Origin of the sequence: Corynebacterium marquesiae, from assembly GCF_030229635.1 — a bacterium.
Classification (GTDB): domain Bacteria; phylum Actinomycetota; class Actinomycetes; order Mycobacteriales; family Mycobacteriaceae; genus Corynebacterium; species Corynebacterium marquesiae.
Genome location: NZ_JASPII010000018.1, coordinates 1 through 19,909, shown reverse-complemented (window position 1 = coordinate 19,909; position 19,909 = coordinate 1). Strand labels below are relative to the sequence as shown.

Sequence of the window (19,909 nt, the reverse complement as noted above, 5' to 3'; positions counted from 1 at the left end):
CCTTCTTTTCTGGTCTCGAATGGTTACTCAAGAGATTGCGCGCTTACGCAACCGCCCACATACCTTAGCCCTTGTGGTGCTCTACTGACGATTCAAGGAGTTTCTTCAGCTCTTCCCCACGCGGCAGGCGGGCAGGCTCGAAGGTATAGCCATCGTGCACATAATAAAATGCGGCACGAATCTTTTCCCCGCCGTGGATGCGGCGCCAGGCCTCTGCATACACCGCTAGCTGTATCTTGGCAGCATCCATGGCTTCTCCCTGAGGTGGGCGGCCGGTCTTCCAGTCCACCACCATCCAGGTGCCATCCTCCAAGCGGAATACCGCATCCATGCGCCCGCGCACCACGGACTCACCAATAGTGATTTCAAAAGGCGCCTCCACGTGCTCCGGTTGACGCTCGGCCCACTCGGATTTCAGGAAGGCCTGCTTGAGCTCTTCCAAATCGAAGTCCTCCGTCTCATCGATTCCCGGAAGTTCTTCCTCGCCCAATAGCGCCGGGCTGCCGAAGCGGTCCTCCAGCCACGCGTGGAAAGCGGTACCGCGCTTGGCATAGGAATTCGGCTTAAACGGCACGGGGCGGCGCTGCCTGCGGGCAAACTGAAGCGGGTCTGCCCGCAGCGCAACCATGTCGGAGGCGGTCAGCTCGCTGGGTAGCTCAACGTCTACCACCGGCTGTTGCAGGGCCTTATACTCCTCAATGAGAGCGCCAGCTTCCTGCTCCCATAACTCAAAGGTTTCACCCCGGCTCAAATCTGGGAGTTCCTCCATTGCTGCAAGGACTAGGTCCGCACCGGCGACTGCCTCTGGGCTAGCCTCAAGCGCTGGGAATTGTGCGCTCTCCCCAAAATCATCCTCGGAAGGCTCGTCGGGGACGGACCACTCCACCACGTACTGCGGGAATTGCTCTTTCAGGCGCTCTAGGTATTCATAGGGAACCTTCTTGTTCTTTCCATTGGCGTTATTGGTGCCCGAGCCGGTAACGATCAGGGTAGATTCGGTACGCGTCAGCGCCACATAAAAAAGGCGCGCCGATTCTTCCGCCTTGATGGCGCTATCTGCTTTCTTAAACTCCTCGCACGCGTTTTGGAAATGCGAGCGCTTTTGGGCATCCTCCGGGACCTCAATATAGTCATCGTCTCCCGGGACCTTATCGATCCTGGACAGGAAGGTCTCTGCTTGTGCGCTATAGCTAGACGAATCCGCATGCACCACGCAGACGTGTTCCCATTCCAAGCCCTTGGCCTTGTGCGCGGTCATAATCTGCACGCGGTCAGTGGCCGCGGGAACCTCGCCAAGGTCTAGGCCATCTTCCTTTTCGAGCGCTAACGCAAAGTAATCCAAGAGCGCATACAAAGAATCACCGTGGAAGCCCGCGACGATATCGGCAAATTTATCCAGATGTGTCGCGCCCCCTGCGCTTCCACGCGCAAGGACTTCGGTGCGGATATTAAACAATGCTTCAATATCGGCGAAGATATCCACCAGCGGTTTGGAAAGAGAATAGGTGCGCAGGTGTCGCAGTTTGGCAGAAACCTCTTCCATACGGGCCAGGCCTTGCGGGGTATAGCGGTCTCTCTCACCTAGATCGGCCAAGGCGTCGGCAAGGCCGACGCGCTGATCCGGCTCCTCAGCGGTGACATCTTCCAACTGCGCACGCAGGTAGTCTTCCGGGTCCATCCCCGGCTCCCAGCGCAAGCGCTCCTCCCTCGCGCCGGCCAGGTTTCGTTGGCGGGAAGCAAGCGCTTGAATATCACTAATTCCCAGGCCACAGATGGGCCCTGCCAACACCCGCACTGCCGCAGGCAAGTCTTCTGGACGCACGAGCATGGTGGCAATAGCTACGAGGTCCTGGATTTCTGGCTGCCACAGCAGGCCACCGAGACCAATGATCTCATTGGGTACGCCCGCTTTGTCTAGGGCCGCAGCGATGGGTGCGGAGTGCCTATTTTTACGCACCAAAACCGCCGCGCTGAAAGTATCTCCCTCGCGCTTGGCCCACTGCTGTTTCAGGTACTCGGCAACGAATTCGCGCTCGCGAACCTCGCTTTCGAAGTACGCCAACTGGATTTCGCCTTCGCCCTTATGCGGGGCGGCAGAAAGCTCATCCACGGGGCGCTCTACGCCTTCGAATACTCCCTCCGCCACCGAGTTAGCCAAATCCAGCGCACCTGAAGGGTTGCGCCAAGAGGTGGTCAACTGGTCCTTCGGGGCGGGTGTGCCCGGCGCGACCGGGAAGTCTTCCACAAAGGCAGTGAGGTTTTCAGAGGTAGCACCACGCCACCCGTAGATGGCCTGCATTGGATCGCCCACGGCCGTAACCGACAGGTCCTCTTGGTCCCCTCCGAACAGGCTTCGCAGGAGCACGCGCTGGGCATAGGAGGTGTCTTGGTACTCGTCTAGCATGACGACCTTGAAGCGCTGGGACTGCTGCTTTCCCACCACAGGATGGTCGCGCGCGACGCGCGCGGCGACGGCCATTTGCTCGCCAAAGGTGATGACTTGTCGCTCAGATTGTTCCTTTTTCAGGGCCTCCAGCAGCGGCACGTACTGCACGCGGCGTTCCTGTGTTTGGATATATTCCAGCAACTTTTGCGAGTATTCGGGGCCATTCTTTTGGGATTTATCGAGGTTATCGATGTCCGCCCGAAAATCTCGGGCATGCTGGGCGATGTGACTCGTGTCCTTGAGCCCGTTATCGATATCCTGGCTGAATTTCAGCAGAGTCTCGGTAATCGTGGCTAGGGCGCGATCGTCTTCCAGCTGGCCGGTGTAATTGCGCACCACATCGTAGGCCAAGGAATAGCGCTCGGCCTCGGTGATGATGCGTGCGGTGGGCTCTACCGGAACCAAGAGCCCATATTCGCGAACGAGTTCTCCCGCATAGGAGTCATAGGTAGCTACCTTCGGCGCAATGTTTTCTAGCGCTTCTGCCACCTCACCGCCTGGTGGGATGAGGCCGGAATCGCGCAATTTAATCAGCTGCCGGCGGATACGTTGCTCCAGCTGTTGCGCCGCCTTACGGGTGAAGGTCAGGCCGAGAACCTGCTCCGGGCGCACATAGCCATTGGCCACCAGATACACCACGCGCGAGGCCATGGTTTCTGTTTTTCCGGCACCAGCGCCGGCAACCACGAGTTTGGGGTTAAAAGGGCCTTCGATGACATGGGCTTGTTCCTCGGTAGGCGGAAAGTCCTTGCCCAAGGCTGCAGCGATCTGCTGTGGGGAAAAATTGCTCTTAGGCATCGGTAGTCATCCTTCCTTCTTCCTGCACGGGGCAGATGGAGCGAATTGGACACTTATCGCAGTCTTTATTGGTGCGCGCAGTGATGCGCGGGCCACGCATCTCCTCCACCAGCGGGGGCAGAAGTGCGGCGAAATCTTCCAGGGCCTCCGGCGATTTATCGCTTTGCCAAATCTCACCAATCTTTTTGGTGGTCGCACCCGGATACACCAGCACACCGCCCTGGCGCGGCATGCCTTCGCCGTCGTGAACCTGGTGGCCGTCAAATGCGCCATGGGCAAGCGCGAGCTGATAGGTCATCAGCTGCACATGGTCCTCGCCCTCTTTCTTAGCCGGCGTGTTTCGACCCGTCTTGAGGTCCACCACCAAGTAATTTCCCTCTCCATCACGAAGCAGACGGTCCATATAGCCGCCGATGCGCACCTCCTCGCTGACGCGTACGCCTACGGGGATTTCCACACCGGCAAGCTCTTGATTGACCTCGGATTGGCGCGCCCATTCTCGGGCGCGGTCCAACAGGGTGGAAAACTCATCGAGCTTGAAACGCAATTGCCACTGCGGTACGTCCTGAATTCGCTCGAAGGCTTCCATCACCAATAGCTTGGCCTTTTCCGCATCCATTCCGCGGCCAATGGCTTCAAAGAAAGCATGCGCCAAAGTACCGCGGAGCAGGTGCTCCTCGGTGCTTGGGTCCTCGGCCACATTTCCTAGCACGGCCTTGAGCGGGCAGTTGAGTAATGCTTCCACCCGGGAGGGTGACAAACTGCCGCTGGTATGCAGCGGCGTTTCAGCCGCAACGGAGCGCGCAGACCACCACTGCTCCGGGTGGGCGCCAGGGATATCGGCTGCCGCTAGCCGAGCGAGCTGGCGCGCTGCTTGTTTGCGCTCAACCTCACCGGATTCCGGATTGGTAACTACGCGGCGCAATTGTGCGACAAAGGCCGGCACGGACAGCACCGCCACATCGAGGGGATCCACCTCGAGCCCGTCGCGTAATGACACGGGTGCGGGTTCGGGCACATCGAGGCCCAGTTCGCGCGGGAGTTGGGTGCGGCGCAGCGCCCGCTTTGCTTGCCGACGCCCAGCCTGGCCAGGCACGTCCACACCACGGCCAGCGAATTCGCTAATGAAGCGCGAAGGCTCAGAGACCGTATCACCTTCCGGGTTTTCCACAGCGGCAATGAGCAGGCGCTGTCGGTGACGCGTGGTAGCGACATGGAAGAGTCGACGCTCCTCTGCCAAACGGGAGGCAACGTGGCTGACGGGGGTATCGGGATCAATATCGTGGTCGAGGAGATCGATGAGATCTTCTTGACCAAAGATGGAGCCGGTCTCCCCTAGCGAAGGCCAGCTTCCTTCCTGTGCGCCGGCCACGATGACGGTATCCCATTCGCGGCCCACGGCGCCGTGTGCAGTCAGGATCTCTACTGCCTGCGGAATAGCGGTGCGGCGGTCACGCACACCGGTGGGAAGTTCCTGTTCGGTGATATGCGTCAGGAAGGCGCGCAGCGAGGAATCAGGGCGGCGCTCGACGTAGTCACCTGCGGCGTCAAAAAGCGCCATCATTGCATCCAAGTCGCGGTCGGCCTGCGAGCCGGTCGCACCACCGCGCAGCGCCGAAGCCTGCAGGCGGTTATCGAGCTCGGTTGCGCTCCACACAGCCCAGAGGACCTCCTCCACCGAGGCCCCGGAGGCGAGTGCGTCCCGGCCGGCGCTTAGAACCGCGCGCACGCGCTCCAGGATGGAGTATTCGCGCTCAGTAAGTTGCCCATTAAAATCTGGAAGCTCGCCATAGAGAAGACCGCGAAGGCTATCGATGCCCCGGGTGGTGGAATCCCAGCGGCGCAGACCGCGGATAAGGCGGCGCAGGGTGACGGGATCGGCGCCACCCACGGGGCCGGTGAGTAATTCTTCCAACTCCGAGTTTGATAGGTCTTCCTCCAAGGCACGCAGGGCGAGCAGCACGGCGGAAACCAAACGCTGTTCGGCTAAGACGACGTCGGTAGGGCTAATGTGCACGGGCACGCCGGCGGCCAAAAGGGTCCGGCGCATCTGCCCAATATCACCGGTTGAACGCACGATGACGGCGATATCGCGCCAAGGGACGCCGTCTTCTAAGTGACGGCGCCGCACGGTATTGGCTACGACGTCACGCAACCTGCCGTCCGAATCCACAATGGAGATGCACGCCGGTGAGGGTGTGCGGTGAGGCTCGGTGAGCTCGATGTCGTGTTCAGCTGGGAAGTCCCGCAGGAAACGCGAGCTAGCACCACGGAAGGCAAAGACGGATTGATCGGCATCACCGCCTACCGCCACGAGATCCGCCTGCGGGGCCATGTCGCGAATGAGCTTGCCCGCAGTGGGGTCAAGCAATTGCGCATCATCGACAATGATGGTGTGGAAGGGGTGCTCGCGCAGTAGCTGGGGGCGCTGAAGAACCGCGGTAACCAATTCCGCAGCGGAATAGGAATGGGCGCGGGAAAGGAGCTGCACGCGTTCGTACTCGCGCAGGAATTCACCCGCCGCGGACCACATGGGGCGGCCGTGCTCGGCACCGAGGCGCTCTAGGTCGCCCGGGCCCAGGCCGCGTTCAATGGAGCGCAAAAGGAAATCGCGCAGCTGCCGGGCGAAGCCCACATATTCCAGTGCGGGCCGCATCTCCGCGGGCCACGAGCCATGCCCGTCTTCTGCTTGGCCAGTAAGCAGCTCGCGGATGACGGCGTCCTGCTCCGCACCGGTAATAAGTCGGAGCTCCTCCTCGGCTGCTGTGCGCAGCAACGCGAATGCTAGGGAGTGTACGGAACGCACCATGGAGGTCTGTGCGGCGTAATCCTCGAGCCGCTCAGAGAGCTCGCGGCGCAGCCGGGCGCCGGATTCCTTCGAGGGAGCGATAACCAGGATGCCGGAGGGATCCGCACCGGTCTGCCGGGCTTTATCCAAGGCATGAATGACGGTATCAATAAGGAAGCTGGACACACCGGTGCCGGCGGCACCGGTTACCTTCCAGGTACCGGATTCTGGCAGGTCAACAGGCCAACTGCGGGTCGTGGCGGACTGGGTACGGGGAACGAGGCGCACCTGCGGGGACGGTGGAAGGACCACTCCCGCACGCGCGGTGGAATGGGGGTCGTAACTCACCGCTCCAGTATGGCAGATGCCCGCGACACCAGATGCTGCTCCACCCGCTCAATGTGCGAACGCGTGTTTGAACGCGACGCGGAGTGCAGGTCATTGACATGACGGCGATACGACACAGCGCGCAACAGCAATTCCGGCATACCGGGTACATGACTAAAGCGCTGACAGATCCCATTATCGACCGCTTGGCCAATGAGCCCATCCACAATAACCAAAGCGGCCGTCCAGCCGGCCGGGCGCGGGGATTCGCTCGGCACAATGTCCACAATGCCCGGCGGGTTGGAGCCGTGGTAAACCGTAGTGGTGAGAAGAGCGGTGTGGGCGGGGATAAGGGGGACGTCGGCAAGCAGGGCTGGGCGATAAGCCTCGCCCGTTTCCTCCCACGCGGCGCGCTCTGCGCGAGCGAAGGCATCGCTACGCTGCCCGTTGGGAAGGGGTACCTCGGCTATAGCCGCGTCGAGGCGCAACGCCATCTGTGCGGTTTCATCAATTCGCCCGCGTACTTGGCCCGGAATAAACTGGGTAGCCTTCCACCCTGCGGCCGTGTGCCGACCATCGCTAGACAGTACCGGCCGGGAAACGCGGGCCCCCTGCACGCTGAGACGCTCGCGCACCTTAGCGGACCAGGCAGCAAACGGACCGGCCTGGGAATAGACCACGTCACCCACCTTGATGCCGTTATCCCACACCGGGCCCAATTGATCGCCCTGCACGCGGCGGGTACCAGTGGCACCGGTTTCCGCGTGGAAGGCGCTTAAAACATGCTCTGGGGGAAGCGGCATCCTTAACTCCTATTCGGGTTGGTGGGGATCCTTATTATCCGGATTCGGATAAGGCCACGGGTTTGGTGAGCAGGTCACATCCTCATCAGGATAGACCTCGCTGGGCTTGCGATCGTGCAATTCTTTGTTGTTAAGGTCCAAGGTCTGCTGCATCATGATCGGCGCTAGCTTGCCCTGGCCGCCACACGGCTGGTGAGCCGCATAGCCAATGGCATGACCCAACTCATGGTTGATGACGTACTGGCGATAATTGCCCAAATCGCCTTCAAAAGGCGTGGCGCCGCGCACCCAGCGGGCCTCGTTGATAATGGTGGTGGACTCGCCCGTAATGGTGGTGTGGCAGGAGGTTTCCGTTTCAATCTTCTCGCCACAGCGCTCTGCGGCGGTGCCGAGCGAAGTCAGCTGGATGCGGGTATCTGGTTCCGCATCAGCGGCCACGTGCTCGAACTCAAAATCCTTATGCGCGGTCCAGCCGCGCGGGTCAGACAAGGTGGCCTCCACCATGGCGGCAAAAGACTCATCGCCTCCATACGGTGCGGTGTTAAGGCCATCTTCTACCTCGATGGAATAGCGCACCTTTTGCTCGCCGCCCTTACCCGTGACGGCGCCAGGCTCGCCTACCTCGTGGAAGGTGCCCTTGCCCTGCTTGGTATAGGAGCCACCGGGCGGCATCTCGCTGATTTCCCGCTTGACCGCTGCAGCATCGGCAGGATCAGGGCCCATCTTCTCCGTACTCGTTGGGGCAGCCTCGCTAGTGCCTTCCGCCTTTTCTTCAGAGGAAGAGGCGGTGGCGATATCGACGATAAACCACATGGTCAGCGCGATCATGAGGGGGATAGCCACCACGCGCCACCAGCCATATTGACGCGCAAACCGGACCACCGCATTGGGGTGGTCCGGCGCATGGCCCTGGCTCCGGTGAGCGTGGTGAGTCTCCCTTTTTTCCATGGGGCCTTAGGTTACCCGTTTGCATTTAAAAAAGCTGAATCAGCAGCCCTATGCGCTCGCCTTAGGCGCCGGCGAATCCCACGGCGTGCTTCTTTGCAATGCCGACCTCGACGTAGACCACGCGGTCAGTGCGCACGAGGTACTTGCGGCCCTTGTCATCTTCCAATTCCAGGGTGGAGTTATCCGCCAGGGCACTGTTGATCTTCTGCGTCAGCTCGGCTTGGTCACCTGCAGCGCTAATGACCAGCTCGCGAGCGGTATCCGCGAAGCCAAACTTGATATCCATGAAGATTCCTCCTCTAACTAGAGTTTTATTGTCAATGGCCCCACTATAACCATCCCGGCTACTATCAAGGTGTGTCTGACATAAAATCCCAGCCACCGAGCTTCGCGGAACTCGGCGTTGCGGCCGAAATCTGCGATGGTCTCGCCACTCGTGGCATCACGCGTACTTTTGCAATCCAGGAATTAACCCTGCCCATCGCGCTATCTGGCCAGGACTTGATTGGCCAAGCGCGCACTGGCATGGGCAAGACCTATGGCTTTGGCGTGCCGCTTTTGGACCGCGTCTTTGATGACGCCGATATCGACGAGCTCGATGGCACCCCGCGCGCCCTCGTGGTGGTCCCCACCCGCGAGCTTGCCCAGCAGGTCACCGAGGACCTGCAGGTGGCTGCCACCCACCTGCCCGTGCGCTTAGCCTCCATTTACGGCGGCCGTCCCTACGAGGAACAGATCAAAAAGCTCAACAAGGGTGTCGATGTCATCATTGGCACGCCTGGCCGATTGATCGATCTCCACGAACGCGGCGAACTACAGCTAGATCGCGTGGCTATCTTGGTGCTCGATGAGGCCGACGAGATGCTGGATCTGGGCTTTTTGCCCTCGGTGGAGGCTATCCTCAAGGCACTCGATGGCAATGCCCACCAAACCATGCTCTTTTCTGCCACGATGCCGGGCGCAATTTTGACGCTCGCCCGCCGGTTTATGGAAAAACCCATCCATATCCGCGCCGAATCCGGCGAGCAGGATTTCACCCACTCCTCCACTCGCAAGGTCACCTTCCAGGCCCACCGCATGGACAAGGTTGCCGTCGTCGCCCACGCCCTGCAGGCCTCCGGCCGCGGGCGCACCATCATCTTTGCTCGCACCAAGCGCGCGGCCGCCCAATTGGCCGATGACCTTGCCCGGCGCGGCTTCCACGTGGGCGCGGTCCACGGCGATCTGGGGCAAAAGTCGCGCGAGAAGTCGCTCCAAGCCTTCCGCACCAGCCAGGTGGATATCTTGGTCGCCACCGATATTGCCGCCCGCGGCATCGACGTTGATGATGTCACCCACGTCATCAACTATCAGGTTCCAGATGATCCGATGACCTTTGTCCATCGCATTGGCCGCACGGGGCGCGCCGGCCATACGGGCACCGCTATCACCTTGGTGGGCTATGATGAGCTGGGCAAATGGCAGGTTATTAATGATGAGCTGGATTTGGGTGAGCCGAATCCGCCGCAGTGGTTCTCCACGTCCCCGGAGCTGGCCCAGGCTCTAGACATCCCCGCGGATGTAGAGGAAACTGTCGGCCCTGAGACCAAGGTCGTGGGCCAGGTGCCTGTCCGCGAGAAATCCCCCACCCGTACCACCGCGCGCCGCGGCAGCTCCCGGCGCCGGCGAGGAGGCCGCCGATGACTAAAGCTCCCATTTTGGGCTCGTCCCCCGCCGATTGGAAGGCTACAGGCATTATTGCCGTGGTCTGCGCCATCGCGGTCGGCGGGGCGGCTATTACCGCCAATATTAATCAAGCGCATCTCAGCCAAGCGGCCGTTCCTGGGGATAAGGATGCACCCGCGCTTGCCGACGTCCCCGAGGCCCTCCACGAGTCCTTCAGCCTCCCCAACGAACCAGTACCCGGCCAATACCGGGCGGTTTCGGCACACGGCCTGGCCATCACGCACGCCGATCACACGCTCACCGCCACCAACCCGGACGGCTCCGAGGCTTGGACTTATGAGCGCACGGACGCGGATCTGTGCTCGCTGTCTACTGCGTGGGGCAAAATCGTGGCGTCCTATAAAACCGGCGTGGGCTGCGGGGATACCGTAGCGATTAAGGCCGCAACTGGCGAGTATGACAGCACCCGCAGCGCCGTCAACTCGGAAGAGGTAGTACCCGTTTCCTCCAATGACCGGGTAGGAACAGTCTCCACCGACCGCATCGATTTGTGGCGCTCCGATATGGTGCGCACCGTGGAATACGGTGACGTGGAGGCAAAACAGGAGCCGGACAAGCAACCGCATGAGGACTGCTCGATTAGCTCCGCCCTCACCCGTACCGAGAATTTGGCACTGACCGAGTCCTGCCCCGATAAGCCGGGTACCACCTGGCTGCGCTTCCAAGACACCACCCCTGATGATTCCCGTGAGCCCGATATCGCTGCCGATGTGGACATAGCCACCGACGGCGCCCGGCTTATCGCTGTGGGGCAAAAGGCCGCCGCTATCTACCGCCCAGGCCCGCACCCCACAATCGAGTCCTATGACAATAAGGGAGAAAAGCTGGACTCTACTTCGGCAGAACGCTCTCCAGACATAGACGCGGGCGCCTCCCCGTTCGCCCCGGCAACCGCGGACCTGCCGCACCATATGACCTGGTTTGATGGCTCCCGCCTCTACCTTTTTAAACCGAGCGACCTCGCAGTGGATCACGTGGTGGACGATGCCATCGGCACCCCCATCGCCGTCGCCGAGCACATGTTGGTACCTACCCAAGCAGGAATTGCTGTCATGGATTGGTCCACCGGCAAAACTCTGCGAACCATCCCGGTTGATCGCGGCAGCTACCACGGCCCCGTCTACCTCACCTTGGCGGGCGACACCATCGTGGAGAGCCGCGGCGATCAGGTCGTGGGCCTAAGCGCCGATTAATCCCCCTGCAACACGCAAAGGGCCGCGCCTTCCGGTTATCCCGGAGCGTGGCCCTTAGTATGCGTGGCCGCGAATTTAGAAGTTAGCTGCCGCCCACTCCGTAGAAGCGCGGACGAACATCAGCAGGAAGATGACTACTGCGGCGCTTACCAAAGTGACCGCACCAAGTAGCGGCGATCCACCGCTAAACATCTGGAAGGAGCTCGCTGCTAAGATGAGCTCGACCAGGATAATGGCTCCCCTACCCCAGCGCTTTCCCTTGACCATGGCCCAAGCGCCGACAATGACAAAACCAAAGACAATAAAGATAAATAATGCGGTGCCTAGCCCCACAAAGCTTCCGGAACCCGAGTCCGACACCATGGAACCATTTTCTGCGCCGGTCACCTCGCGCACAATCAGGAAGATACCGAAGCAGATGACGGCGATGGACTGAACCACGGCGAGCGCTGCGGCCACAAGGACCGGCTGCGGCGCGCCCTGCTGGGTCTTCGCCTCACGCGCCGGCTGCGCCGAGGCCACACTTTGCTTTTTGTTTACCTGCTTTTTCTTCTGCTTAGACACAAAGCCACAGTCTACTCACCGGTCAACGCCCTTTCCTTGTGCGCCACTCAGGTTTCGCGGGGGCAGGAGTTAGCCGGGCAGATTTGACGCTTCTTCAGTCACCACACTCAAGGAGTTTTGGACAATACTCCAGTTCAGCGAGTTTCTCACAGGGTTCTTTCAACTCATACGTTGCGCTAAATGACCCCCACACTAGTTTCATTCACGTGAGGTTGACCACAATTTTGCCTCTACCCCTAGCGGAGTCTGAGTAAACATGTCATGATTCTGGGGTAGCAAAAAGAAAGAGGACGTAAACCTCTTCTTAACTTGAAGGAAACTTCAAGTAACCACAATGTGAACCATTGGCGGCGGCGACGCTGGCCCGACCTCGAGACCGGGCCCCACTGCACGCAGACCAGTTCACACAACCACCCACCCTGGCATTGGTTGCTTTTCATTTTCATGAAAAGCGCTTGTGCTTACTGCTGTCGAATTTTTGTTAGGAGATATCAATCATGGATTGGCGCCACGAAGCTGTTTGCCGCGACGAAGACCCCGAGCTGTTCTTCCCAGTAGGCAATTCTGGTCCTGCACTTACCCAAATCGCTAAGGCCAAGCTGGTCTGCAACCGCTGCCCTGTTGCCTCTTCCTGCCTGAAGTGGGCGCTGGAATCCGGCCTGGACGCCGGCGTCTGGGGCGGCCTGTCTGAAGAGGAGCGTCGCGCCCTCAAGCGTCGCCGCAACCGCGGCCGTGGCCGCGCTCGCGTTTCTGCTTAATAAACGGCCCCCAATTTTCGTTTCGGCGCCCTTAGCCGCTACAGTTGAATAAAGTTCAGATACCCTCAACGAAGGAGTGCGCAATGAGCAAGCGTGGTCGCAAGCGCAAGGATCGCCGCAAGAAGTCCGCTAATCACGGCAAGCGTCCTGGCGCATAACGCACAGCATTACTCAAAGCCCGGTTCCCTCGGTCACTTCGACCGTAGAACCGGGCTTTTGCTATGCCAGACGCAAATCGATGTCGTCTCCTAACTCCCCGCTTGACCTCTCCGTGCCTTAAGTCCAATGTGATCGGGCCGAATTGAACACATTGGGGTCTCAATTCGGCCCTTCCGCCCTCAATTCGGCCCGATCAGTATGGACTCAAACAAAAAGTTGAAAGATCATGAGACCAGACCCCACCACAGCGGGTGAGCAACAGTGCCTACCACGCCGTGTCGATGCGGGTGATCTCTATCGAAATGCGGCGGCGCAGCGCCTGCGGCGCCTTAGCCTGGCCGTTACAGCAGTTGCGCACTAGGGAGCGGATAATCTCCTCGCTCTCGAGGCGCTGCTGGCAGAAATCGCACTGGGCGATGTGCTCGCGGATAGCGAGTGCGCGGGCATAGGTAGTCGATTCATCGAGAAGCTCGCACAGGAGGGCCTGTACCTCTGGGGAGCTACACGCACCACAGTTGTGTTCCGTTGCGCGGTCCATTACTTCTCCTCCATGTCTGGGTGTTCTAATCCAATGCCTTGTTCTCGTGCCACGTCTTTCAACGCTTTCCGGAGCAATTTTCTTCCCCGGTGCAACCGGGACATCACCGTGCCCAGTGGAGTATCCATAATTTCTGCAATTTCTTTATACGCCAGGCCCTCTACATCCGCGTAGTACACCACCATCCGGTAGTCATCGGGCAGGTCATTCATGGCCTCTGAAATGGTGGCATTTGGCATGTCCTTAAGCGCAGCTACCTCGGCGGATTCTAGGCCAGTGGAATCGTGCCCAGCAGTGGTATAGAGCTGAAAATCGCTCAGGTCATCAGCCGAGGACTCAGTGGGCCGGCGCTTCGCCTTGCGGTAGGAGTTGATGTAGTTATTGGTCATGATGCGATACAGCCAAGCCTTAAGGTTTGTACCTTGCTTGAAGGAATGAAAGGACTTATAGGCCTTGAGGTAGGTCTCCTGCACGAGGTCCTCAGCATCTTGCGGGTTGCGCGTCATGCGCAGGGCACCGCCGTAGAGCTGGTCTAGCAGGGGCAGCGCTTCCGCTTCGAAGCGGCGCTGCAGCTCCTTTTCGCTGATTGTTTCTTTAGCCACAATTTCTATCCTAACGCGTAGCGCTAGAATCCCAGCCATGTCCAAAAAGTCCCCGCATGCAGCCACCCCAGCGCTCAAAGTCGTGGAAAACGCCGGCGTAGACCACCATGTGTACACCTTTGAGGCGGGCAAGGATCACTTCGGCGATCACGCCGCGGCGGCCCTCGAGGTAGAGCCGGAACGCGTGCTCAAAACCTTGGTCATCGATTTAACGGCAGGCAAGGGGCCCAAGCGGAAGTTGGCGGTGTGCGTAATCCCTACCACCCACCACCTGAGCCTTAAGAAGGCCGCGGCCGCCCACGGCGTTTCTAAGGCCGCCATGGCGGATCCGCATGACGCGTCCAAGTCATCCGGATATATTCCCGGCGGCATTTCCCCGCTGGGCCAGAAGAACCCGCTGCCCACGGTCATTGAGGAAACCGCCGTGCTTTTCGATACCGTCTTTATTTCCGGCGGGCGCCGCGGGCTAGATATCGAGCTCAATGCGGAGGACCTCGCAGAGCTGTGCTCTGCCAGCTTTGCCGATCTACTCGCCGAGTAGCTCCGGATAATCGTTGGATACGCTGCCCACAGCCTTGTCGGCGGGGTGGGTGTGGAAGCCACGCAGGGGCGTCGGCAAGAGCAGCTCAGCAGCTTCTTCGGGGCTACCCTCCAGCCAGGTACGCATTTCTTCGGCCGCCAAGAAGCGGGGCAGGCGGTGGTGCAGCCACTCCATTTCTTCCGTAGCTGCAGTGGTGACAATCGTGGCAGACAGGCGGTCTAGGCCGGTGTCCCACAGGCCTGCCGCCCACAACAGGCCCTCTTCCGCGCGGACGAAATAGGGCTGCTTGCCGCCTTCTTCCTGGTGCCATTCGTAGTAGCCGTTCATGGGGATAAGGCAGCGCTGCTCTTTAAAGGCATGCCGAAAGGAGGGCTTGGAGGCCACGGTCTCCGCCCGGGCGTTAAACAGCGGCGGGCCGTCCAGGTCCTTCTTCCAGTGCGGCAGCAGTGCCCACCGCGCAGGGTCGACTTGGGCGAGGCTTTCGCGCACGCGCACCATCGCCACCGGCTGGGTGGGTGCAATATTGTAGCGCGGGCCTGGGGTGCCTTGTGGGGCATGTACCTCTGTGACTCCGGGCAGCGCTCCCACCTCATCAAGAAGGGACTCGGTAAAAAGAACGAATCTTCCGCACATGCCCTCTATTATGGACGATATGTCTCAACCATGGTCCGCCCCGCAAGCGGCAGGCCCCATTACGTGGGCCCAGCACGTGCCGGGCTCGAAGTCTATTACCAATCGCGCTTTCATTCTGGCGGCGTTGGCCGATGGCCCTTCTACCCTGCGCGCGCCGCTCGTCTCGCGCGATTCGCAGCTGATGGAAAAGGCCCTGGAATCTATGGGCGTGCGCTTCGAGCACGACGGCGAGGATATCCACGTCACCCCAGGCCCGCTTAAGGGTGCCACGGTGGACTGCGGCCTGGCCGGCACGGTCATGCGCTTTATCCCGCCGGTTTCGGCCCTGGCGGACGGCACCGTGCTTGTCGACGGCGACGAGCAGGCCTACGCCCGCCCCATGTCCACCACCCTGGATGCACTGCGCCAGCTCGGCGTCGAGGTGGACGGCGATAGCCTGCCTTTTAGCGTGTGCTCGCACGGAGCGCCGGAAGGCGGCGAGGTTACCATTGATGCCTCTGGGTCATCGCAGTTCGTCTCCGGACTTTTGCTGGCCGGTGCGCGCTTTGCACAGGGCATTACCGTCACCCACAAAGGCGCTCCCCTGCCCTCCATGCCGCATGTAGAAATGACCGTGGGCATGCTGCGACAAGCGGGCGTGCGCGTAGACTCCGGCGAGAATACGTGGACCGTGCACCCCGGTCCGATCGCAGGCCGAGAGTGGACCATCGAGCCGGATCTATCCAATGCCACGCCTTTCCTTGCCGCCGCTGCCGTCACCGGCGGCCGCGTGACTATTAAGCGCTGGCCTGCCAATACCACCCAGCCGGGCGACGCCATTCGGCATATTTTGGTGGATATGGGTGCCATGGTCACCCAAGAGCCGGGCTTTGTCACTGCCAAGGGCGCCAAAGACGGCGCGCTGCAGGGCATCGAGCGCAATATGAGTGACATTGGCGAGCTCACCCCCACCGTCGCGGCGCTGTGTGCCCTGGCGGATACCCCCTCTACCCTTACCGGCATTGCCCACCTGCGCGGTCACGAAACCGACCGCCTCAAGGCGCTGGCGGATAATATCAACGCCCTCGGAGGCAAGGTCACCGAGCTTGCCGACGGCCTGCACATCGACCCCGCCCCTCTCCATGGCGGAGAGTGGCCGTGCTACGCGGATCACCGCATGGCCACCGCGGGCGCGATTATCGGCCTGCGGGTACCGGGCGTAGAGGTAGAAGACATTGCCACCACCGCGAAGACCCTGCCTGGCTTCGACCGCATGTGGGAGACGATGGTGGACCCCGAGCAACAGGAGAGCAATGGCTAGGCGTTTCGGTTCTTTCGATGAATCCGATGTGCGCGTGCGCCCCGGCAAGGGCTCACGGCCGCGCACTAAAGACCGCCCGAAGCACAAAAATGCCAAGTTCGGCATGGTCATAACCAAAGACCGTGGGCGCTGGGGCGTAGCACTAGACGACGGCCCGCGAGTAACCGCCATGCGCGCCCGTGAGCTGGGCCGCACCGCCATCGAGGTGGGCGACCGCGTGGGCGTGGTGGGCGATACCTCCGGCAAGAAGGACACCCTAGCGCGCATAGTGAAACTCGAAGAGCGCACCTCTGTCCTCCGGCGCACGGCCGATGACACCGACCCTTATGAGCGCATCGTGGTGGCGAATGCGGACCAGATGCTCATCGTCACCGCCGTGGCCGATCCGCCGCCGCGCTCTGGGTTTGTCGAGCGCGCCCTCATCGCTGCGTTTGTGGGCAATATCCACCCCATCCTGTGCCTGACCAAAACCGATCTCACGGATCCTGCCCCCTTTGCGGCCGAGTTCGCCGATCTTAATGTCACGGTGGTGGAAGCCGGCGTCGAAGACGGACTTGAGGCGGTGCGCGACCACATCGACGGCCACGTCACCGCGCTCATCGGACATTCCGGCGTGGGTAAATCCACCCTGGTCAACCGACTGGTACCGGATGCGGATAGGGAGACAGGGGAAGTATCGGGCGTCGGCAAAGGCAGGCACACCTCCACCCAATCGGTGGCGCTCCCCCTCCCCGCCGAGGATGCATTCACCGGCGGCTGGATTATCGATACCCCAGGCATTCGTTCCTTTGGCCTCGCACACGTGGATGCCGATGACGTGCTTGGCGTCTTTGAAGACCTTGCCGCAGCCATCGAGGACTGCCCCCGCGGTTGTACGCATATGGGCCCGCCTGCGGATCCAGAATGCGGCCTCGATGACCCTGCACTTATCCCCCCTGATACCGCCAGTGCGCGGCGGCGCGACGCGGTGCGCGGCCTACTCGAGGCCCTGCGCACCAACGTGGAGTGGGAAAATTAGAGGTGGAAGCCGGTATCGGCAATAAAGCCGAGCAGGACATCAATGATGCCAAAGACCACATCGAGGATCTGGCCCCAGGTGCCCTGGGACGAGGTCTCTAGCAGTGCTAGCCACGGAGTGGTGGGCACGGCGTCGGCAGCGGCATCTGCGGCTGGGATGGTATCGGCTGCCAGGGCGGCCGGCGCGGCACTGAGGGCTGCGCCGGCGGTAACGGTGGCCGCAGCGAGGTTCTTGAAGCGCTGAGTCATATTGTCTCCTTGAGTATTTAGAGCAGTTCTACCAGGAACGGCAGCTCGGTGGGGTGATAAAAGGCCATGAACTTATCCAGTGCATCGCCTACAGCCAGCTCCGCATCCTCATCGCCAAGGTCTGCGGTATCGATAGCCTCGATGGCCTTCGCTGTGGTTTCCTCGGACTCCGCAATATCCACGTGGATGGCCGCTAGGTCATCCTTGCTGAACTGCGCGGGCTTGAGCTCTACCACCGGCTCGCCCATATCCGGGCGCGGGGTGAGGACAGAATCATCCAGGTCTACGGAGATGACCACACGGCGGTGCGGGAACTTCTCTTCATCGCCAATGGCCAAAAGGCGCATGGAGGCCATAGAGGCCTCGAGGAATGCTGAGTAGGCGATTTCTTCTTCATCGCCCTCGGTATAGAACTCCTGCAGCGCAGGGGTCACCATGAAACCCCAGCCGGAGCGCGCGGTCAGGGAGCCGGTTTCCTCCAGCTCCGCCAGCATGGCGTAGGTCGCGGGGATATAAACGCGGGCTTTAGCCACTAAAATTCACCTTCAATATCGAAGACTGCCTGGATTTCTACAGAGACGCGATCAAAGCTGGTGTACAAAAAGCCCACCATGCCGGATTCCACGGCGGCACGCACGTTGAGGATGGAATCATCAACCATGACACAGTCATTGAGTGGCAGCTCTAGGGCATCTGCGGCCGCCTGGAAAGCAGCGGTCTCAGGCTTTTCCGCTCCCACCTCGCCGGAGAGAACGACTGCGTCGACGTTGCCGCGGTACTCCCACTCGCGGATGTGCTCCGCGCCTGGTCCGCCTGGGTCATTGGACAGGATGGCGGTTGCTGCGCCATTTGCCTTGGCGGCGGCCAGCAGCGCCTTCCAGCGGCGGTTGTCTTCTTCGGTGCCATCAAGGACGCCGACATAGTCAACAATTAGACCACGCATGTACTTAAATCCTTTGGTTACGATTCTCTTTAACTCCCCGTGAGTATAGCGAACCGCGCGCGCATTCGCGCCCACCCCTTTCAGGAAGCCCTCAGAAATGGCGGGGTTGAGGCGGGCATGAGACAATTATCACGCGTCCGCCTCCTGCCCTTATGCAGGAGCATTACTTCCCCACCATGTACGAGCCCATCCCCGGCTACTCGCACCTCAAACTCTTCATTGCGCCCCACCGCGTGCGCTATGGCCGCTTGCCGACGTCCGCGGAAGTCGCCGCCCAACACCGCATCCAAGGCTGGGTAGTCTTCGCGCTCGAGGTAGCCGCCGGTTATCGCCCGCTAGCCCATCTCAATTCCGCGCGCTATTCGGATGCCATCCGCTTGCACATTGGCTCGTGGGTCCGCCGGCGCACAAGCCCCTACGCCACGGACAAACTGCAATTGACCAGCCTGCACGCGCGGCCCAATGGCGAGTACTTTGGCTCCGCCTACATAGGCCAACAGCAGCATGCATTTACTGGCTCGGCGAGCCCCACTGGTCTAACGTCATTCCGCTTGCTTTAGCCCTGCGGGCAGGGCTTGGCGCCTAGGAAAAGAACTGGCCCACGTGAGAAAGAATCTCGGACCAGTCGAGTGCGGACCATCCGAATCCGGCGGCGCTGGCCAGCGCCGCTAAACCGGTGGCCAGAAGGCCGCCTTCAAAGGCGGATAGACCGGAAGGCTCGTTCGCCGTCGCATCCGTGCGCACGGTTCCCACAGCCTGGTGCGACGCGGCGGCCTGCTCCAGGGGCGCATTGACTTGCTTGGTGATGGTGACAATATCGCGCAGCGCCGCCGCATAGGCCGGAAACTCATCTGGGAAGGCGGAGCCAGTATCCCCGATGGTCGGCAGCTGGGTACGCGGAGAGGGCGCCGCGTTGCCGGCGGGGGCCTGCGGCACATCCTTGGTGAATTCACCCAGCTCGGCGCGAATTGCCGCCTGGGCATAGTTGGCGCCCAGCCTGTCGAGGTAATCCAGTACGGCTGCTTCGGTGTACTGCTTGCCGTCTAGGGATTGCGTCCGCTCCTCTGGCTCCCACGGGAAGTCCAGCGGCGTGGAATAAATATTGCCATCGGTGCGCGCTGTATTGAGCCGGGCTTTGCCAAAGTAGTACTCGAAGGCGGCGTCCGCCTTATCCTGAGACAAAATTCCATCGGCCACCAATGCTTCCTTGCGCTGGGTAGCAATGGCCAGGATGGCCGCGGCTGCGTTATTCTGCTCAATTTTTTCGCCCGAATCCAAAATGATGCGCAACGAGGTGGCAGACTCACGCTGCATCTCATAGGCCACGGCCGGCGTGGCGCCACCGAGCAAGGTGGCAGACAGGAGCGTCGTAATACCGAGACGCAAAGAGCGGCGGCGCATCGTCAGTGGAGCTCCTCACAGGAAATAAGCAGAATGGACAGATTTCTTATATTCTACTCATTTTTTCCTGAAAAGAAACCCGCCCCGCTCCCACTATCATGAACTGCTCCCCATTAGTTGGACTGAGAAATCAGTTGCCAACAACTAGTGGGGAGCATTTTCTTTGAGAGCACGTA

At 60.7% G+C, this 19,909-nt stretch carries 21 protein-coding genes; 8 read left to right on the top strand and 13 right to left on the bottom strand.

The genetic code is table 11. The features are described 5' to 3' along the window. Positions 1-64 precede the first annotated feature (64 nt). The 5 genes from QP971_RS10305 to QP971_RS10285 all read right to left on the bottom strand — a co-directional run bounded on the left by QP971_RS10305 (position 65) and on the right by QP971_RS10285 (position 8,396). On the bottom strand, positions 65-3,244 hold the full coding sequence (locus QP971_RS10305) for an ATP-dependent helicase (RefSeq protein WP_284811725.1): 3,180 nt from the start codon (positions 3,242-3,244) through the stop codon (positions 65-67). Then, positions 3,237-6,344 carry an ATP-dependent helicase gene (locus tag QP971_RS10300; RefSeq protein ID WP_284811754.1) on the bottom strand — a complete coding sequence of 1,036 codons (3,108 nt, stop codon included), beginning with the start codon at positions 6,342-6,344 and terminating at the stop codon, positions 3,237-3,239. Before QP971_RS10300 ends, QP971_RS10305 begins: the two co-directional genes overlap by 8 nt. Before the next feature lie 32 nt (positions 6,345-6,376). Then, the gene (locus tag QP971_RS10295; protein WP_239273482.1) at positions 6,377-7,162 is read right to left on the bottom strand and encodes a hypothetical protein; all 786 of its coding nucleotides are present in this window, start codon (positions 7,160-7,162) and stop codon (positions 6,377-6,379) included. Between the two features lie 9 nt (positions 7,163-7,171). After that, positions 7,172-8,110 (bottom strand): DUF3152 domain-containing protein, encoded by a 939-nt coding sequence (locus QP971_RS10290; RefSeq protein ID WP_284811722.1) that lies wholly within the window; start codon positions 8,108-8,110, stop codon positions 7,172-7,174. Between the two features lie 61 nt (positions 8,111-8,171). Further along, entirely contained in the window at positions 8,172-8,396 is a 225-nt protein-coding gene (locus tag QP971_RS10285; protein WP_005322370.1) for a DUF3107 domain-containing protein, read from the bottom strand. 71 nt (positions 8,397-8,467) lie between these two features. On the opposite strand from QP971_RS10285, the gene QP971_RS10280 reads away from it, so the two are divergent. Together QP971_RS10280 and QP971_RS10275 are read left to right on the top strand one after the other, a co-directional pair. After that, the gene (locus QP971_RS10280; protein ID WP_284811720.1) at positions 8,468-9,793 is read left to right on the top strand and encodes a DEAD/DEAH box helicase; all 1,326 of its coding nucleotides are present in this window, start codon (positions 8,468-8,470) and stop codon (positions 9,791-9,793) included. Next, the gene (locus QP971_RS10275) at positions 9,790-11,028 is read left to right on the top strand and encodes an Rv3212 family protein (RefSeq protein WP_284811718.1); all 1,239 of its coding nucleotides are present in this window, start codon (positions 9,790-9,792) and stop codon (positions 11,026-11,028) included. The genes QP971_RS10280 and QP971_RS10275 overlap by 4 nt, the downstream gene beginning before the upstream one ends. Before the next feature lie 75 nt (positions 11,029-11,103). Here QP971_RS10275 and QP971_RS10270 read toward each other — a convergent pair whose 3' ends face one another. Then, a complete protein-coding gene (locus tag QP971_RS10270) occupies positions 11,104-11,592 on the bottom strand; it encodes a hypothetical protein (RefSeq protein WP_049378770.1) in 489 nt (162 codons plus the stop codon). 497 nt (positions 11,593-12,089) lie between these two features. Between QP971_RS10270 and QP971_RS10265 the strand changes: the two genes are divergently transcribed. Beyond that, entirely contained in the window at positions 12,090-12,350 is a 261-nt protein-coding gene (locus QP971_RS10265) for a WhiB family transcriptional regulator (RefSeq protein WP_005322377.1), read from the top strand. 83 nt (positions 12,351-12,433) lie between these two features. Beyond that, on the top strand, positions 12,434-12,508 hold the full coding sequence (locus QP971_RS11395) for a 50S ribosomal protein bL37 (RefSeq protein WP_100067784.1): 75 nt from the start codon (positions 12,434-12,436) through the stop codon (positions 12,506-12,508). Positions 12,509-12,774: 266 nt separating this feature from the next. Here the strand turns inward: QP971_RS11395 and QP971_RS10260 are convergent, their stop codons facing one another. Together QP971_RS10260 and QP971_RS10255 are read right to left on the bottom strand one after the other, a co-directional pair. Beyond that, positions 12,775-13,047: an anti-sigma factor gene (locus tag QP971_RS10260; protein WP_198492673.1), complete on the bottom strand. Its 273-nt coding sequence runs from the start codon at positions 13,045-13,047 to the stop codon at positions 12,775-12,777. Beyond that, positions 13,047-13,649 carry a sigma-70 family RNA polymerase sigma factor gene (locus QP971_RS10255; RefSeq protein WP_005326558.1) on the bottom strand — a complete coding sequence of 201 codons (603 nt, stop codon included), beginning with the start codon at positions 13,647-13,649 and terminating at the stop codon, positions 13,047-13,049. The genes QP971_RS10260 and QP971_RS10255 overlap by 1 nt, the downstream gene beginning before the upstream one ends. Positions 13,650-13,686: 37 nt before the next feature. Between QP971_RS10255 and ybaK the strand changes: the two genes are divergently transcribed. Further along, positions 13,687-14,190, top strand: coding sequence for a Cys-tRNA(Pro) deacylase (gene ybaK / locus QP971_RS10250; RefSeq protein ID WP_284788921.1), 504 nt, complete (start codon positions 13,687-13,689; stop codon positions 14,188-14,190). Here the strand turns inward: ybaK and QP971_RS10245 are convergent. Next, positions 14,176-14,823 carry an SOS response-associated peptidase gene (locus QP971_RS10245; RefSeq protein WP_284811715.1) on the bottom strand — a complete coding sequence of 216 codons (648 nt, stop codon included), beginning with the start codon at positions 14,821-14,823 and terminating at the stop codon, positions 14,176-14,178. The two genes, ybaK and QP971_RS10245, sit on opposite strands and share 15 nt — an antisense overlap. Between QP971_RS10245 and aroA the strand changes: the two genes are divergently transcribed. Next, complete coding sequence (gene aroA / locus QP971_RS10240) at positions 14,822-16,123, top strand: 3-phosphoshikimate 1-carboxyvinyltransferase (protein WP_284811714.1); 1,302 nt, start codon at positions 14,822-14,824, stop codon at positions 16,121-16,123. The two genes, QP971_RS10245 and aroA, sit on opposite strands and share 2 nt — an antisense overlap. After that, positions 16,116-17,141 (top strand): ribosome small subunit-dependent GTPase A, encoded by a 1,026-nt coding sequence (rsgA, locus tag QP971_RS10235; protein ID WP_284811712.1) that lies wholly within the window; start codon positions 16,116-16,118, stop codon positions 17,139-17,141. Before aroA ends, rsgA begins: the two co-directional genes overlap by 8 nt. Here rsgA and QP971_RS10230 read toward each other — a convergent pair. From QP971_RS10230 to QP971_RS10220, 3 genes are read right to left on the bottom strand one after another with little or no spacing between them, the layout of a single operon-like run. After that, entirely contained in the window at positions 17,138-17,389 is a 252-nt protein-coding gene (locus QP971_RS10230; RefSeq protein WP_284811709.1) for a hypothetical protein, read from the bottom strand. The two genes, rsgA and QP971_RS10230, sit on opposite strands and share 4 nt — an antisense overlap. Before the next feature lie 17 nt (positions 17,390-17,406). After that, positions 17,407-17,922 (bottom strand): DUF6912 family protein, encoded by a 516-nt coding sequence (locus tag QP971_RS10225; RefSeq protein ID WP_374043235.1) that lies wholly within the window; start codon positions 17,920-17,922, stop codon positions 17,407-17,409. Next, positions 17,922-18,332, bottom strand: a complete 411-nt coding sequence (locus QP971_RS10220) for an HAD-IA family hydrolase (RefSeq protein ID WP_239273467.1) — start codon at positions 18,330-18,332, stop codon at positions 17,922-17,924. Before QP971_RS10220 ends, QP971_RS10225 begins: the two co-directional genes overlap by 1 nt. Positions 18,333-18,508: 176 nt before the next feature. Here QP971_RS10220 and QP971_RS10215 point away from each other — a divergent pair, with 176 nt between their 5' ends. After that, the gene (locus tag QP971_RS10215) at positions 18,509-18,892 is read left to right on the top strand and encodes a hypothetical protein (protein WP_179387518.1); all 384 of its coding nucleotides are present in this window, start codon (positions 18,509-18,511) and stop codon (positions 18,890-18,892) included. Between the two features lie 22 nt (positions 18,893-18,914). On the opposite strand, the gene QP971_RS10210 is transcribed toward QP971_RS10215, so the two are convergent. After that, positions 18,915-19,733: a hypothetical protein gene (locus QP971_RS10210; RefSeq protein ID WP_284811707.1), complete on the bottom strand. Its 819-nt coding sequence runs from the start codon at positions 19,731-19,733 to the stop codon at positions 18,915-18,917. Positions 19,734-19,909: the final 176 nt, after the last annotated feature.

Bases quoted from the DNA above. Each gene is read 5' to 3' on its own strand.
- QP971_RS10305 (WP_284811725.1), bottom strand. From the start codon at position 3,244: ATGCCTAAGAGCAATTTTTCCCCACAGCAGATCGCTGCAGCCTTGGGC.
- QP971_RS10295 (WP_239273482.1), bottom strand. From the start codon at position 7,162: ATGCCGCTTCCCCCAGAGCATGTTTTAAGCGCCTTCCACGCGGAAACC.
- QP971_RS10290 (WP_284811722.1), bottom strand. From the start codon at position 8,110: ATGGAAAAAAGGGAGACTCACCACGCTCACCGGAGCCAGGGCCATGCG.
- QP971_RS10285 (WP_005322370.1), bottom strand. From the start codon at position 8,396: ATGGATATCAAGTTTGGCTTCGCGGATACCGCTCGCGAGCTGGTCATT.
- QP971_RS10275 (WP_284811718.1), top strand. From the start codon at position 9,790: ATGACTAAAGCTCCCATTTTGGGCTCGTCCCCCGCCGATTGGAAGGCT.
- QP971_RS10265 (WP_005322377.1), top strand. From the start codon at position 12,090: ATGGATTGGCGCCACGAAGCTGTTTGCCGCGACGAAGACCCCGAGCTG.
- QP971_RS10260 (WP_198492673.1), bottom strand. From the start codon at position 13,047: ATGGACCGCGCAACGGAACACAACTGTGGTGCGTGTAGCTCCCCAGAG.
- ybaK (WP_284788921.1), top strand. From the start codon at position 13,687: ATGTCCAAAAAGTCCCCGCATGCAGCCACCCCAGCGCTCAAAGTCGTG.
- aroA (WP_284811714.1), top strand. From the start codon at position 14,822: ATGCCCTCTATTATGGACGATATGTCTCAACCATGGTCCGCCCCGCAA.
- QP971_RS10245 (WP_284811715.1), bottom strand. From the start codon at position 14,823: ATGTGCGGAAGATTCGTTCTTTTTACCGAGTCCCTTCTTGATGAGGTG.
- rsgA (WP_284811712.1), top strand. From the start codon at position 16,116: ATGGCTAGGCGTTTCGGTTCTTTCGATGAATCCGATGTGCGCGTGCGC.
- QP971_RS10230 (WP_284811709.1), bottom strand. From the start codon at position 17,389: ATGACTCAGCGCTTCAAGAACCTCGCTGCGGCCACCGTTACCGCCGGC.
- QP971_RS10220 (WP_239273467.1), bottom strand. From the start codon at position 18,332: ATGCGTGGTCTAATTGTTGACTATGTCGGCGTCCTTGATGGCACCGAA.
- QP971_RS10215 (WP_179387518.1), top strand. From the start codon at position 18,509: ATGTACGAGCCCATCCCCGGCTACTCGCACCTCAAACTCTTCATTGCG.
- QP971_RS10210 (WP_284811707.1), bottom strand. From the start codon at position 19,733: ATGCGCCGCCGCTCTTTGCGTCTCGGTATTACGACGCTCCTGTCTGCC.